Source organism: Aquincola agrisoli (genome assembly GCF_036621135.1).
GTDB lineage: Bacteria > Pseudomonadota > Gammaproteobacteria > Burkholderiales > Burkholderiaceae_C > Aquincola > Aquincola agrisoli.
The window spans coordinates 132,221-146,111 of the sequence record NZ_JAZIBG010000036.1 but is presented as its reverse complement, the minus strand read 5'-3'; the positions used below and the strand labels follow the sequence as shown (position 1 = coordinate 146,111).

The window sequence follows — 13,891 nt, the reverse complement described above, 5'->3', positions numbered from 1 at the left end:
CATGCTTGAAGCCCGTGGGGGATGGGCGGTGGCGAGGCCCCGGCCTACCTTTGCTGCACGTCCACCGCGCACCCCGGCCGGTGGTCGATCTGCCCAGGAGGCCACCTTGAGAAAGATCATCGCACCCCCACAGCAGCGGCTCCTCATCCGGCTCCTCGCCGCGGCCGCCGTCTCCACCGGGCTCTCGACCGCCCTCGCCTTCAAGGTCGACATGTACGCGATCGGCAACTGGAGCGGCGGCACCTGCGCCCCCGGCGACACCGACAGCGACCGGGGCTCCTGGCCCGGCATGGCCTCGGCCTGGTACGACTGGATGGGGCTGATGGGCCATGCCAAGACCGGCAAGTTCGTCGACGGCAACATGACGCTGCGCCGCTTCTGCGACCCCAGCTACGACGCGGCCTGCGCCGACTTCGCCTACGTCGACTGGCCCGACGCGGCCATCGTCGCCGCCCACGGCTACGACGCGGGCGACCGCTGGGGCGCGCTGATGCGCAACTCGTGGAAGAACCAATGCAGCCTGACCATGGGCGGCGGCGCCAGCAGCACCTTCGTCGGCGACAGCAACCTCAAGTTCCTGCACGCCTCGTCCTGCCTGAGCCTGAACGACAACTACTTCAGCAACATGCGCGTGGCGATGAAGGAGACGGGCAGCGCGAAGGGCCTGCACGTGATGACGGGCTTCCACGGGATCATGTGGATCAGCTCCAGCTTCAACGGCAACTACGCCGAGACCGCGTTCGACGGCCACTTCATGCCGGTGGCCAAGGCCTGGGTCACCAACCACTACAAGTCCAACCAGTTCGCCTGCGCGGCCTACGACCCGTTCAACTGGTTCGGCACCTGCCAGGACCAGTGTCCCACCGCGATGACGATCGGCCCCACCGCCGGCAACGCGCTCAACCGCTTGCTGCACGAGCGCTACAACAACAGCGGTGCCTTCGGCTCGCCCACCGGCCGCAGCTACTACGCCTGGATGGGCTACCTGGGCTGCGACCCGCTGGGCCAGAACGGCTTCAACCCCTGAAGGACTCGACACCATGAGCAAGCAACCCTACGCCCTGGCCGTCCTGGCCGCAGCGCTGGCCGCCGCCGTCCCCGCCCAGGCCCAGAGCCGCTTCGACGAAGTGCAGAAGCAGGTCGCGGCCTCGCTGTCCGCGATCATGCCCAACGGCCCCTCCGAGGTCGTCAACCGGCTGATGAACGTGCGCCCCGACGGCGCGATCTCGCGCGGGTTCGTCCCCGGGCGCGTGTCGCAGGCCGTGTTCGGCCGCAACACGCCCTCCGTCGCACCCGACTGCCGCATCACCACCACACCCGCGAAGGAAGCCGACGAAGGCCTGTGCACGCTGGACCTCGGCTCGCGCGACGATCCGTCCGGCGGCTACGTGGCGCTGTCGTACAGCAAGAACATCGGCATGGGCAACATCAAGTACTTCCGCCGCGCGGCCTTCCAGCCCGGGGCGAGCGAGGAGCCCAAGCCGATCAGGCTGACCGACGAGGACGCCTACAAGCAGGCGCTGGCCTTCGCCGAGCTGGTCGGCATCCCGAAGTCCGAGATCCCGCTGCCGCCCCCCGGCGCCACCCGGCTCTTCCCGGTGCAGACGCTGGTGGCCGGCACCGAGCTCGACCGCGGCAAGGAAGCGCGGCAGTACGCGCTGCAGAAGGTGGTGACGCTGCCGCGCGCGTTCGCGGTGCCTGGTGGCCTGCTGCGCGATCCGGCCACCGGCCGGCAGCTCAACCACGTCATCGCCCCGGGCAGCGCGGTGATCGCGGTGGACGACGCCGGCATCCAGTTCGCGCGGGTCGACGGCTGGTCGGATGCGCAGATGGACCCGAAGCTCGATGCCAAGCTCGCCAAGTCGCTCAGCACGCTGACCGGCGAGATCGCCGAAGACCTGTACAACGAGGGCGTGCGCCAGATCGGCTCGATGTCGATCCTGATCTCCCTGCGCAAGGCCTACCCCCATCCCGACGACCCCAATCCGCCGCTGTGCCCGGTCTGCGGCGTGCTGCGGCCGGCCCTCAAGGTGATCGTCTCGCAGGCCCCGGCCACGCGCATCGAGACGTCGGAGAAGGCCTTCGCAGCACCGGGCCTGGTGCGCGAATACGACCTCGTTCAGCAGATCGAATCCGAGCGCGCGGCGCGCTGAGCCGATGACCAGGAGGAGCCTTCCCATGACATCCCTTCACGCCTCGATCCCGCAGCGCCGGCCTGGCTGGCGCCCGCTCGCCGCGGCCGCGGCGCTGGCCTGTGCCGCTGCGCTGCCGGCGCACGCGGTGCTCACGCCCAGCAGCGGCCCCGACATCGCGGGCAACCTGTCCGACATCGCCTACGGCGGCAGCGGCAACGTGTTCCAGGTCGCACCCATGCTGTTCATCAACGGCCTGGGCGCAGCCGGCGCGCCCAACAGCGTCGTGGGCGGCAACGCGGCGCTGAGCTACGACGTCACCCTGTCGGGCGGCGGCACGGGCCTGCTGACCATCGACTACCGCATCACCAACAAGAGCACGACCGACAGCTTCAACCAGCTGCGCTTCATGGTGTTCGCCAACCCCGATGGCGAGCAGCTCAACTTCCTCGACACCGTGGCGGAGAAGTGGGACGCGGCGGTGGCCGGCGACCCGGTGCGGCGCGAGGTGCATGCCTTCCCGTCCGACCCGTTCGACGCCATCGGCGCGCGCTTCGCCGTCAACAACAACCTCACCGACGCCGCGCCCGACGCGGCCTGCCTGGCCGCCTCGGGCTGCGACGCGGTGATGGGCCTGCAGTGGAACGCCGCGGTGCTGAACCCGAACGAGAGCTTCGTCGTGCGGCTGGCGCTGTCGGACACCGGGCAGGCCGTGTCGGGCCGCTTCCTCACGTTCGCGGGCGTGGGCGCGGTCGACACAACGCTCACCGTGTCCGGCTTCAGCCAGGTCACGGCCGTGCCCGAGCCGTCCACCTGGGCCCTGTGCCTCGCCGGCCTCGCCGCCGTCGCCAGCCTGGCGCGCCGCCGCTCCACGCTGCAGCGGGAACGGTGATGCGCTCGGGGACGTGGCCCTACTGGTCGGCGTGCCTGCTGGCCGTGGCCGTGTGGCTGGCTTGCGGGCCGCTGCAGGCGGCGCCGTCGCACGGCACCGGGCCGGTCCCCGCGGCATCGGCGCCGGCGCGCCCGGCGTCGGCGGCCAGCGCGGCGGGCGATCCCTGGGTGCAGGCGCAGCGGCGCTGCGCCGCGCATACGGTGCGCGCGGTCAGGGAGGAATGCCTGGCGCAGGCGCGCAGGGAACTCGGCCCGGCGGCCGCCCCGCCGCCTGCCGCCCCGGCCCGCGCCGCGGGCGGCCGCTGAGCACCGCGCCGGCCGCGTGCGTCAGCCGCGCGGCGCGGCCTTCTGCAGGAGGTGGCGGTACACGGTGCTGCGATGCACGCCGAGTGCACGTGCGGCCGCGCTGACGCGGCCGCCGTGGGCGGCGAGGGCACGGTCGATCGCCTCGGCGGTGAGGCTGCGCAGGTCGATGCCGTCGGGCACCGGCGCCGCCGGCGCCTCGTGCGGGCCGGCGGGCGCCGGCTGCGGCCAGGCGTCGCGCGTCGCCGTGCGTGGGCCCGGCGGCAACTGCGCGGCATGGATCACCGTGCCCGGATCGGCCAGCGCGACCAGCGTGCGCAAGGTGCTCGCCAGCTGCCGCAGGTTGCCCGGCCACGGCCTCGACGCCAGCTCGGCGACCGCCTCCGGCGCGAGCGTCAGCCCCATTGCGCGGCCGCCGGCGTGCACGAACAGGCGCTCGACCAAGGCGGGGATGTCCTGCCGCTCGCGCAGCGCCGGCAGCTGCACGATGTAGTCCTGCAGCCGGTAGAACAGGTCGGCGCGGAAGCTGCCGGCCTCCACCATCGCCGCGAGGTCGCGGTGCGTCGCGCAGACCAGCGCGAAGTCCACCGGCACCGCGCGCCCGCCGCCCAGCGGCGTGACGCTGCGCTCCTGCAGCACGCGCAGCAGCCGCGATTGCAGCAGCAGCGGCATGTCACCGATCTCGTCGAGGAAGAGCACCCCGCCGTCGGCTTCGCGCACGCGCCCGAGCTGCCCCTTGCGCTGCGCGCCGGTGAAGGCGCCCTCCGCGTAGCCGAACAGCTCGGCCTCGACCAGCGTCTCGGGCAGCGCCGCGCAGTTGAGCGCAACGAACGGCCCGCGCGCACGCGCGCTGCGCTGGTGCAGCAGGCCGGCGAACACGTCCTTGCCGCACCCCGTCTCCCCTTGCAGCAGCACCGAGCTGCCCGCGTCGAGCACCCGCACCGCGCGCGCCAGCAGCGGCTCGAGCGTTTCGTCGCTCTCGAAGGCCGGGGGCGTCCGGGCTGCTGCATGGCGGGGTGCGGACACGGCCACCGCGGAGGCCTGCGCCTGCCAGGCTGCCGCGAAGCCGATGCCGCCCTGGGTGATCAGCGTGCCGCGGCCCTGGCCCAACGTGCGCCACTGCCGGTCGAACAGCTCGTCCATCGACCGGTCGAGCACCGCGCCCCAGGGCAGGCCCAGCATGCGCAGCGCGATCGTGTTCGCGCCGACCACGCGGTCGTCGTCGACCAGGAACACCGCCTCACGCGCCGTACCCAGCATCGGCGCCTTGGCATGGAAGCGCAGCAGCCGGCGGCCCCAGGCCGGCGCGGCACCGTCGGCGTGGATCAGCCGGTGCTCGATCTGTTCGCCCGCGAGCTTGACCAGCGCGAGCGCATGCTGGTGCATCTCCGAGGCACTGCCCGACACGTCGAGCACGCCCAGCACCTCGCCGCGCGGCGACAGGATGGGTGCGGCGGCGCAATGCAGGATGCGGTGCTCGTCGAGGTAGTGCTCCGCGCCGCGCACCTCCAGTGCCTGCCGCTCGACGAGCGCGGTGCCGATGGCGTTGGTGCCGCACTGGCGCTCCGACCAGTCGACCCCCGGCTGGAGCGCGACGCGCTGCGCACGGCGCAGGAACTCGCTGCTGCCGCCCTCCTCCAGGATCAGCCCCTGGGCATCGGTGAGGATCAGCACGCTGCGCGTGTGCGACATCTGCTCGGCCAGCATGTCCATCTCGGGCAGCGCGTGGTCGATGAACCGGCGCGAGGCCTCGAGCCGGCTCGCGAAGGCCGCGCGCGCCAGCGGCTCGGGGCCCGGCACCTGGCCCCGGCAGCGCTGCCAGGACCGCTCGATGTGGTGCGACAGCCCGCCCGCGGGCACGGCACCCTCCTCGAAGAACCGGCGCCGTGCCGCATGCACGTCGGCGGCCTCGGTGTGGTGGTTGGACATCCCGCTGTCTCCGTTGTCGTCGCGCCGTTGTCGCCGCCCTTGTCGCTCTTCGCATCGCCTGCCGCAACGGTTTGTCGCAGCCTGCGACAAATCCGCCCGCCGCGCTGTCGCAGCACCCCGAACAGCCGCTGGCGGGCGCATTGTGCGATCGGATCGCGACGATGGCGATGCCTCGGGCGGCCTGCGCCTTCTGGTGAAAACCCCAAGGATCGTGGCACACGCCCTGCAGAAGGGAAGGCAGGCGCACCGCCTTTCAAGGAGACACCGATGAACATGTTCGAGCCCGGCCAATTCGGCACCCCCGTCGCCTTCAAGAAGCGCTACGGCAACTACATCGACGGCCAATGGGTCGAGCCGGCCGGCGGCCAGTACTTCGAGAACATCACGCCCATCACCGGCAAGGCCTTCTGCGAAGTGCCCCGCTCCGGCGCCGAGGACGTGGAGCGCGCGCTGGACGCAGCGCACAACGCCAAGGCCGCGTGGGGCAAGACCTCGCCGGCAGAGCGCGCCAACATCCTGAACAGGATCGCCGACCGCATCGAGGCCAACCTGCCGATGCTGGCCGCCGCCGAGACCTGGGACAACGGCAAGCCGATCCGCGAGACGACCTTTGCCGACCTGCCGCTGGCGGTGGACCACTTCCGCTACTTCGCGGGCTGCGTGCGCTCGCAGGAAGGCAGCATCAGCGAAATCGACGCCAACACCTACGCGTACCACTTCCACGAGCCGCTGGGCGTCGTCGGGCAGATCATCCCGTGGAACTTCCCGCTGCTGATGGCGGTGTGGAAGCTGGCGCCCGCGCTGGCCGCCGGCAACTGCGTGGTGCTCAAGCCCGCCGAGCAGACGCCGGTGTCCATCCTCGTGCTGATGGAGGTCATCGGCGACCTGCTGCCCCCGGGCGTGGTCAACGTGGTCAACGGCTTCGGGCTGGAATGCGGCAAGCCGCTGGCCAGCAGCCAGCGCATCGCCAAGATCGCCTTCACCGGCGAGACCACCACCGGCCGGCTGATCATGCAGTACGCCAGCCAGAACCTGATCCCGGTGACGCTGGAGCTGGGCGGCAAGTCGCCCAACGTGTTCTTCGAAGACGTGATGGCCAAGGACGACGCCTTCCTCGACAAGGCGCTCGAAGGCTTCGCGCTCTTCGCGCTGAACCAGGGCGAGGTGTGCACCTGCCCGTCGCGCGTGCTGATCCAGGAATCGATCTACGAACGCTTCATCGAGCGCGCGGTGGAACGCGTGCGCGCCATCAAGCAGGGCAACCCGCTGGAGATGGACACGATGATCGGCGCGCAGGCCTCGAGCGAGCAGCTCGAGAAGATCCTGAGCTACATCGACATCGGCAAGCAGGAAGGCGCGGCCTGCCTGATCGGCGGCGGCCGCCAGGTGCAGGACGGCGACCTGAAGGACGGCTACTACGTGCAGCCCACCGTCTTCCTCGGCCACAACAGGATGCGCATCTTCCAGGAGGAGATCTTCGGCCCGGTGGTGTCGGTGACGACCTTCAAGGACGAGGAAGAGGCGCTCGCCATCGCCAACGACACGCTGTACGGCCTGGGCGCCGGCGTGTGGAGCCGCGACATGAACACCGCCTTCCGCATGGGCCGCGGCATCCAGGCCGGCCGCGTGTGGACGAACTGCTACCACGCCTACCCGGCGCACGCGGCGTTCGGCGGCTACAAGCAGTCGGGCATCGGCCGCGAGAACCACAAGATGATGCTCGACCACTACCAGCAGACCAAGAACCTGCTGGTCAGCTACAGCGACAAGGCGCTCGGCTTCTTCTGACCGGCCGCGCCTGAACCCAACCGACTGACGCCCCGCCTGCCCGCCCGCAGGGGCAGGCCGGGCCGCTGCATTGCCGATCTTCCGGAGACAAGACCCATGAACACCCCGCGCACGAAGCTGCATGCGCTGCCTGCCTGCCTGTTCCTCTGCCTGGCCGCGGCCTTCGCGGGCAGCGCACAGGCCCACGGCGACACGGTGCCGCAGGCCGTCGACACCCACACGCTGCCGCAGCTGGGGACCCAGGCGCACAGCACCAACCCCTACCGCACCGGCCCCGCCAACACCGAGGCCGTGCGCATCGGCAGCTCCGCCTACAACCAGAACTGCGCACGCTGCCACGGGCTGGAAGCCAAGTCGGGCGGCATCGCCCCCGACCTGCGCAAGCTCAACGCCGACTGCGGCGACGCCAAGTCGCCCGACAAGGCCTGCCTGGCCGACATGGACCAGTACTTCCTGAGCACGGTGCAGCAGGGCCGCACCCGCGACGGCCGCGTCTACATGCCGCCGTTCAAGGAGATCTTCACCCAGGAAGCCATCTGGGCGATCCGCAGCTACGTCGACACCAAGAGCCCCGACTGACGGCACCGCTCCCGGCCTCCTTTTTCCTCGCCCATCCACTGGAGACAAGCCCATGAAGAAGACCTCGATCGCACGCGCCGTGGCGCTGGCCCTGCTGTTCGCCGGCGCGGCGCCGATGTTCGCCACCGCCGCCAACGACGTGACCGACAGCCCGGCGGTCAGCTGGGACGACATCGCCAACGACCAGGCCACCCCGAAGGACGTGCTCAGCTACGGCCTGGGCCCGAAGAGCCAGCGCTTCTCGTCGCTCAAGCAGATCGACAGGAACAACGTCGGCAAGCTCGTGCCGGCCTGGAGCTTCTCCTTCGGCGGCGAGAAGCAGCGCGGCCAGGAAGCCCAGGCGCTGGTGCACGGCGGCGTGGTCTACGTGACAGCCTCGTACTCGCGCTTCTTCGCGCTCGACGCGGTGACGGGCAAGCAGCTCTGGGCCTACGAGCACCGCCTGCCCGACGACATCCGCCCCTGCTGCGACGTGGTCAACCGCGGAGCCGCCATCTACGGCGACAAGGTGTACTTCGGCACGCTCGATGCGCGCGTGGTGGCGCTGAACAAGGACACCGGCAAGGTCGTTTGGAACAAGAAGTTCGGCGACCACAAGGTGGGCTACACGATGACCGGCGCGCCCACGCTGGTGAAGGAAAAGAACGGCCGGGTGCTGCTGATCCACGGCAGCTCGGGCGACGAGTTCGGCGTGGTGGGCTGGCTCTTCGCGCGCGACCCGGAGACGGGCGAGGAAGTGTGGGCGCGCCCGCTCGTGGAGGGCCACCAGGGCCGCCTGAACGGCCAGCCGAGCACCTACACCGGCGACAGGAAGGCGCCTTCGTGGCCCGACGACGCGAAGAGCGCCACCGGCAAGGCCCAGCCCTGGAGCCAGGGCGGCGGCGCGCCCTGGCAGAGCGCGTCGTTCGACCCCGAGACCAACACCATCGTGATCGGCGCCGGCAACCCCGCGCCGTGGAACGGCAACCTGCGCACGCCGCAAGGCGGCGACCCGAAGAAGTACGACAGCCTGTTCACCTCCGGCCAGGCCTACGTCGACGCCTCCACCGGCGAGCTGAAGGGCTTCTTCCAGCACACGCCGAACGACACCTGGGACTTCTCGGGCAACAACGAGATCGTGCTGTTCGACTACAAGGACAAGAGCGGCAAGACCGTCAAGGCCGGCGCCCACGCCGACCGCAACGGCTTCTTCTTCGTCACCGACGTCGACAAGCTCGCCACCGGCAGCGGCTACCCCAACAAGCCCACCGCGCTGCTGGCCGCCTACCCGTTCGTCGACGGCATCACCTGGGCCAAGGGCTTCGACCTGAAGACCGGCCGGCCGATCGAGAACGACGGCCAGCGCCCCAGGCAGCCGGCCGAAGGGCAGGACAAGGGTCCGTCGGTCTTCGTGTCGCCGCCGTTCCTGGGTGGCAAGAACTGGAACCCGATGAGCTACAGCCCCGACACGGGCCTCTTCTACATCGCGGCCAACCACTGGGGCATGGACTACTGGGCCGAGCACCTGGCCTACAAGCCGGGCTCCGCCTACCTGGGCATGGGCTTTCGCATCAAGCGCCTGCATGACGACCACGTGGGCACGCTGCGTGCGCTCGACCCTCAGACCGGCAAGATCGCCTGGGAGCACAAGGAGACCTACCCGCTGTGGGCCGGCACGCTCGCCACCGCGGGCGGGTTGGTCGTCACCGGCACGTCCAACGGCTACGTGAAGATCTTCGATGCCAAGGACGGCAAGGAGTTGTGGAAGTTCCAGACCGGCTCCGGGATCATCTCGATCCCCATCACCTGGGAGCAGGGCGGCGAGCAGTACATCGGCATCGCCTCGGGCTACGGCGGCGCCGTGCCGCTGTGGGGCGGCGACATGGCCGACCTGACGAAGACCGTCACGCAGGGCGGCTCGTTCTGGGTCTTCAAGCTGCCGAAATCTTGACCACCCCCGTAGCGCCTTCGGCGCACCCCCTCGAGGGGGCGCCACCAGCGGACCGGCGAAGCCGGATCCGCGGTGGCTGCCGGATCCCGGCCGAGCCTCGGCGAAGCCACTGTGTTGGAGCTGCCTTGTGACCATCATCCAATCCCTCTTGTGCGCTTGCGGTTTCGCGCTCGCCGCTGCCGCGCAGGCGGCCTGCCAGCCGGGACCCAAGGCCCAGTGCGCAGGCGCCGACCTGCGCTTCGCCGACCTCGTGGGCCGCGACCTACAGGGCGCCGACTTCCGCGGCGCGGACCTGAGCCGTGCCGACCTGCGGGCCGCCAACCTGGTCGGCGCCGACTTCACCGGGGCCAGGGCGCCTGCGGCGCAGTTCGGCAAGGCCTACCTGGCCCAGGCCCGTTTCGTGGATGCCAAGCTGACCGGTGCCGACTTCGAATCGGCCCGCATGAGCAAGGCCGACTTCACGCGCGCCGACCTCACCGCCGCCAACCTGTCGGGCGCCTGGTCGGTCGGCACACGCTACGAAGGCGCGGTGCTCGACGCCGCCGACGCGCAGGAAACCAAGTTCAGCGCCGCCAGCTTCAAGAACGCCTCGCTGCGCGGCACCAAGGTGCGCTTCGCGGTGTTCTCCGAAGCGCAGTTCGACGGCTGCACCGGCTGCCCGGCCGACTGGTGACACCCCCTCCCAAGGACCCCACGATGACCCGTTCCTACCCCTTCCGATCGGCGGCCGCCGCGGCCTGCCTGCTGCTCGCCACGGCCGCCGCGCAGGCCAGGACCTGCGCCCTCACCATCAGCTCCAACGACCAGATGCAGTTCGACCAGGCCGAACTGAAGGTGGCGGCCGACTGCAAGACCGTCGACCTGACGCTCAAGCACAGCGGCACACTGCCCGTCTCGGCGATGGGCCACAACTGGGTGCTGACCGAAACGGCCGCCGCACGCGCGGTGGCGCTGGCCGGCATGAACGCCGGCGCCGCGTCGGCCTACGTGAAGCCGGGCGACGAACGTGTGATCGCCTCGACGCCCGTGATCGGTGGCGGCGGCAGCACGCGCATCAGTTTTTCGACCGACAGGCTCGCCAAGGGCGGCGACTACACCTTCTTCTGCTCCTTCCCCGGCCATTGGTCGGTGATGAAGGGCAAGCTGGTGTTCGGTTGAACGGCCGCCTCAGGCCGCAGGAGACAGCCATGGTCGAACGCGTGACAGCCACGCCCGCAGCGCTGGCGCTGATCGACAAGCTCAGGGGCCTGCACGGCCCGCCGATGTTCCACCAGTCGGGCGGCTGCTGCGACGGCAGCTCGCCGATGTGCTACCCCGAGGGCGACCTGCTGCTGGGCGGCAGCGACGTGCTGCTGGGCCGGATCGGCGGCGTGCCGTTCTACATGAGCGCGTCGCAGTTCGAGTACTGGGCACACACCCAGCTCACCATCGACGTGGTGCCGGGGCGCGGCGGCATGTTCTCGCTGGAGGGGCCGCACGGCCTGCGCTTCCTCACCCGTTCGCGCCTCTACAGCGACGACGAGTGGGCCTGGCTGGAGGCCCATGCGCCGGTCCGCCCGGCCACGCAGGCCGGGCGGGGTTGACGTTCAGCCCGCGGGCCCTTCCGCGGCGCCGCGGATCGACTCGCGGCCATGGGCGTCGCGCGCCCGGCCCACGGCCGTGTCGAGCGCATGCTGGAGCTTGCCCACGGCCCCGAGGAAGGCTTCGGCCACCTTCGCGGCATCGTGGCTCACGACGATCGGCTGCATGCCCGCCAGCCGGGCCTCCAGCTTGCAGCGCTTGTCGGCGGCGCCCTCGCGCGCGGCAGAGGCATCGCTCAGGTGGATCTCGACGCGTGTGAGGTGGTCGCGGAAGCGCTTGAGCTTCTCGGTGAGTTCGCCCTCGGCCCAGGCCGCCAGCGATTCCTCGCCCTGGACATGGTCATCGGTGTTCAGTTGAACCTGCATGGACTTGCTTTCTCCGAGTGATGCACGCTGGTCGGACCGCCGCGCGCCGCCAGGGTTCCGCACCGCTTGTCAGCCAAGGCCCTGCCGTACCGAAGGACAGAATCCCGTACCGTTTGGCGGCCTCTTTGCGATAACCTCCGGCCGGCCTTCAATTTCCCGCTCACACGAGCCGAGGAAGCCGCCTGACCGGCGCTCACCCCGGCCGATCCTCATGGAGACAAGCATGTCCGTTCTCCGCGCCGCCGCCCGCCGGGCGCGCCGCCGCCCCGCCCCCTGCGCCCTGCCGTTGTCGCAAGGCGCGCTCGCCATCGCGATCGCCGCGCTGCTGCCCTCGCCGGCGGCCGCGCAGGCGGTCGAATCGGTCGTCGTCACCGGCACCCGCTCCCCGGAGCGCGCGTTCGACGTCGCCGCCTCGATCGACACCGTCGACAGCGACACCCTGCGCAGCCAGCAGTGGCGCGTGAACCTGTCCGAGAGCGTCGCCCGCGTGCCGGGCCTCGTGGTGAGCAACCGGCAGAACTATGCGCAGGACCTGCAGGTCTCGTCGCGTGGCTTCGGCGCGCGCGCCACCTTCGGCGTGCGCGGCGTGCGGCTGATCCAGGACGGCATCCCGCTCACCATGCCCGACGGCCAGGGCCAGACCGCGCTGCTCGACCTGGACGGCGCGCAATCGATCGAGGTGCTGCGCGGCCCCTTCGCGGCGCTGTACGGCAACGCCTCGGGCGGCGTGATCCACGTGATCGGCGACGACGCGCCGCGCTCGCCGATGGTCGAGGGCAGCGTGATGGGCGGCAGCGACGGCACCTGGCGCACCGGCGTGCGATTCGGCGTCGCGAGCGGCAGTTTCGGCGCCACCGGCAACGTCTCGCGCTTCGAGACCGACGGCTGGCGCGACCACAGCGCCGCGCGGCGCGACCTGGCCAACGCACGGCTGCGCCTGGGGCTGTCGGGCGGCGGCAGCGTGGTGGTGATCGCCAACCTGCTCGATCAGCCCGACACGCAGGACCCGCTGGGGCTGACGGCCGCGCAGCTGAAGGACGACCCGCGGCAGGCCGGCACGAACGCGGTCGCGCAGAACACGCGCAAGAGCATCAAGCACCAGCAGGGCGGCGTGGTGTGGCGCCAGCCGCAGGTGGCCGGCGGCGCGCTGGAGGCCAGCGTGTACGGCGGGCAGCGGCAACTTACCCAGCACCTGGGGCTGCCGGTGGCCAACCAGGGCCCCACGTCGTCGGGCGGCGTCGTCGACCTCGACCGCGAGTTCGCGGGCACTGGCCTGCAGTGGCGCTACACCGGCGAGCGTCACACGCTGACGGTGGGCATCGCCTACGACCGCATGCGCGAGCATCGGCAGGGCTTCGTCAACAACGCCGGCGTCACCGGCGACCCGCGGCGCAACGAGATCGACACCGTGTCGAACTTCGACCAGTTCGCCATCGCGAACTGGCGCATCGCGCCGGGGTGGAAGCTTTCGGGCGGGCTGCGCCACAGCGTGGTGCGCTTCAAATCGGACGACCGCTTCATCACCGCGCAGAACCCCGACGACAGCGGCAGCGCCCGGTACGCGCGCACGAGCCCGGTGCTGGGCGTGCTGCACGAGGTCTCGCCCGACCTGCACCTCTTCGCCTCGCTCGGCCGCGGTTTCGAGACCCCCACCTTCGCCGAACTGGCCTACCGCCCGGGCGGCGAGCCGGGGCTGAACTTCGATCTGTCGGCCGCGACCAGCCGCAACTACGAGGCCGGGCTGAAGGCCAGGCTGGGTAACGCGGTGAGCGCCACGGCCGTGCTGTTCCGCGCCGACACGCGCAACGAGCTGGTCTCGGCCGGATCGTCGGGTGGCCGCACCATCTACGCCAACGCCGGCAAGACCAAGCGCGAGGGCGTGGAGCTGTCGCTCGACGCCTCCCTGCCGCACGGCTTCAACGCCACGATGGCCTACACGCAGACGCTGGCCACCTACCGCGACCTGGTCACGCCCGCGGGCGTGGACCTGTCGGGCAAGCGCATTCCGGGCGTGCCGCGGCACGTGCTGTTCGCGGAGCTGGGCTGGAAGCACGCCGGCAGCGGCTTCAGTGGCGCCACCGAGGTGCGTGCGGCGAGCCGGCTGATCGCCAACGACACCAACACCGCCTCGGCCGCCGGCTACGTGATCGCCAACCTGCGCGGCGGCTTCGAGCAGAAGGTGGGCAGCTGGCAGTTCAGCCAGTTCGCACGCATCGACAACCTGTTCGACGTGGCCTACGTCGGCTCGGTGATCGTCAACGAATCGAACCAGCGCTTCTACGAGCCGGCGCCCGGGCGCACCTGGGCGGTGGGGGCGACGGCGAGTTACCGGTTCTAGGGCGCTGGCGGGGCCGTCCACGCGCCGCGCGGTGGCGCGGCGCGCCAGGTGACGG

General features: G+C 70.9%; 13 protein-coding genes. 11 read left to right on the top strand and 2 right to left on the bottom strand.

All coding sequences use genetic code 11. The features are described from left to right. The first annotated feature begins 106 nt into the window (after nt 1–106). The 4 genes from V4F39_RS17320 to V4F39_RS17305 are packed head-to-tail and all read left to right on the top strand — an operon-like array spanning nt 107 to nt 3,329. Nucleotides 107–1,027 (top strand): DUF6345 domain-containing protein, encoded by a 921-nt coding sequence (locus V4F39_RS17320; RefSeq protein ID WP_332290982.1) that lies wholly within the window; start codon nt 107–109, stop codon nt 1,025–1,027. 13 nt (nt 1,028–1,040) lie between these two features. Next, the gene (locus tag V4F39_RS17315; RefSeq protein ID WP_332290981.1) at nt 1,041–2,153 is read left to right on the top strand and encodes a hypothetical protein; all 1,113 of its coding nucleotides are present in this window, start codon (nt 1,041–1,043) and stop codon (nt 2,151–2,153) included. 25 nt (nt 2,154–2,178) lie between these two features. After that, the gene (locus tag V4F39_RS17310; RefSeq protein ID WP_332290980.1) at nt 2,179–3,024 is read left to right on the top strand and encodes a PEP-CTERM sorting domain-containing protein; all 846 of its coding nucleotides are present in this window, start codon (nt 2,179–2,181) and stop codon (nt 3,022–3,024) included. Beyond that, entirely contained in the window at nt 3,024–3,329 is a 306-nt protein-coding gene (locus tag V4F39_RS17305; protein ID WP_332290979.1) for a hypothetical protein, read from the top strand. Before V4F39_RS17310 ends, V4F39_RS17305 begins: the two co-directional genes overlap by 1 nt. A 21-nt stretch (nt 3,330–3,350) precedes the next feature. On the opposite strand, the gene V4F39_RS17300 is transcribed toward V4F39_RS17305, so the two are convergent. Next, nucleotides 3,351–5,255, bottom strand: a complete 1,905-nt coding sequence (locus tag V4F39_RS17300; RefSeq protein ID WP_332290978.1) for a sigma-54-dependent Fis family transcriptional regulator — start codon at nt 5,253–5,255, stop codon at nt 3,351–3,353. A gap of 267 nt (nt 5,256–5,522) precedes the next feature. On the opposite strand from V4F39_RS17300, the gene adh reads away from it, so the two are divergent. From adh to V4F39_RS17270, 6 genes are all read left to right on the top strand, one after another. Next, nucleotides 5,523–7,043 carry an aldehyde dehydrogenase gene (adh, locus tag V4F39_RS17295; protein WP_332290977.1) on the top strand — a complete coding sequence of 507 codons (1,521 nt, stop codon included), beginning with the start codon at nt 5,523–5,525 and terminating at the stop codon, nt 7,041–7,043. A gap of 96 nt (nt 7,044–7,139) precedes the next feature. Continuing rightward, nucleotides 7,140–7,622 carry a cytochrome c-550 PedF gene (gene pedF / locus V4F39_RS17290; RefSeq protein WP_332290976.1) on the top strand — a complete coding sequence of 161 codons (483 nt, stop codon included), beginning with the start codon at nt 7,140–7,142 and terminating at the stop codon, nt 7,620–7,622. A gap of 52 nt (nt 7,623–7,674) precedes the next feature. Then, the gene (locus V4F39_RS17285; RefSeq protein ID WP_378234981.1) at nt 7,675–9,552 is read left to right on the top strand and encodes a methanol/ethanol family PQQ-dependent dehydrogenase; all 1,878 of its coding nucleotides are present in this window, start codon (nt 7,675–7,677) and stop codon (nt 9,550–9,552) included. A 127-nt stretch (nt 9,553–9,679) separates the two neighbouring features. Continuing rightward, nucleotides 9,680–10,225: a pentapeptide repeat-containing protein gene (locus V4F39_RS17280; protein WP_332290975.1), complete on the top strand. Its 546-nt coding sequence runs from the start codon at nt 9,680–9,682 to the stop codon at nt 10,223–10,225. Nucleotides 10,226–10,248: 23 nt separating this feature from the next. Continuing rightward, nucleotides 10,249–10,710, top strand: coding sequence for an azurin (azu, locus tag V4F39_RS17275; RefSeq protein ID WP_332290974.1), 462 nt, complete (start codon nt 10,249–10,251; stop codon nt 10,708–10,710). 29 nt (nt 10,711–10,739) lie between these two features. Next, on the top strand, nt 10,740–11,135 hold the full coding sequence (locus V4F39_RS17270) for a DUF779 domain-containing protein (protein WP_332290973.1): 396 nt from the start codon (nt 10,740–10,742) through the stop codon (nt 11,133–11,135). Between the two features lie 3 nt (nt 11,136–11,138). On the opposite strand, the gene V4F39_RS17265 is transcribed toward V4F39_RS17270, so the two are convergent. Beyond that, nucleotides 11,139–11,498 (bottom strand): HPF/RaiA family ribosome-associated protein, encoded by a 360-nt coding sequence (locus tag V4F39_RS17265; protein ID WP_332290972.1) that lies wholly within the window; start codon nt 11,496–11,498, stop codon nt 11,139–11,141. A gap of 223 nt (nt 11,499–11,721) precedes the next feature. Here V4F39_RS17265 and V4F39_RS17260 point away from each other — a divergent pair, with 223 nt between their 5' ends. Continuing rightward, on the top strand, nt 11,722–13,836 hold the full coding sequence (locus V4F39_RS17260) for a TonB-dependent receptor family protein (RefSeq protein ID WP_332290971.1): 2,115 nt from the start codon (nt 11,722–11,724) through the stop codon (nt 13,834–13,836). Nucleotides 13,837–13,891: the final 55 nt, after the last annotated feature.

Coding starts and splice junctions, on each gene's coding strand:
- V4F39_RS17305 (WP_332290979.1), top strand. CDS start 3,024: ATGCGCTCGGGGACGTGGCCCTACTGGTCGGCGTGCCTGCTGGCCGTG.
- V4F39_RS17260 (WP_332290971.1), top strand. CDS start 11,722: ATGTCCGTTCTCCGCGCCGCCGCCCGCCGGGCGCGCCGCCGCCCCGCC.
- adh (WP_332290977.1), top strand. CDS start 5,523: ATGAACATGTTCGAGCCCGGCCAATTCGGCACCCCCGTCGCCTTCAAG.
- pedF (WP_332290976.1), top strand. CDS start 7,140: ATGAACACCCCGCGCACGAAGCTGCATGCGCTGCCTGCCTGCCTGTTC.
- V4F39_RS17315 (WP_332290981.1), top strand. CDS start 1,041: ATGAGCAAGCAACCCTACGCCCTGGCCGTCCTGGCCGCAGCGCTGGCC.
- V4F39_RS17300 (WP_332290978.1), bottom strand. CDS start 5,255: ATGTCCAACCACCACACCGAGGCCGCCGACGTGCATGCGGCACGGCGC.
- V4F39_RS17285 (WP_378234981.1), top strand. CDS start 7,675: ATGAAGAAGACCTCGATCGCACGCGCCGTGGCGCTGGCCCTGCTGTTC.
- V4F39_RS17310 (WP_332290980.1), top strand. CDS start 2,179: ATGACATCCCTTCACGCCTCGATCCCGCAGCGCCGGCCTGGCTGGCGC.
- azu (WP_332290974.1), top strand. CDS start 10,249: ATGACCCGTTCCTACCCCTTCCGATCGGCGGCCGCCGCGGCCTGCCTG.
- V4F39_RS17270 (WP_332290973.1), top strand. CDS start 10,740: ATGGTCGAACGCGTGACAGCCACGCCCGCAGCGCTGGCGCTGATCGAC.
- V4F39_RS17265 (WP_332290972.1), bottom strand. CDS start 11,498: ATGCAGGTTCAACTGAACACCGATGACCATGTCCAGGGCGAGGAATCG.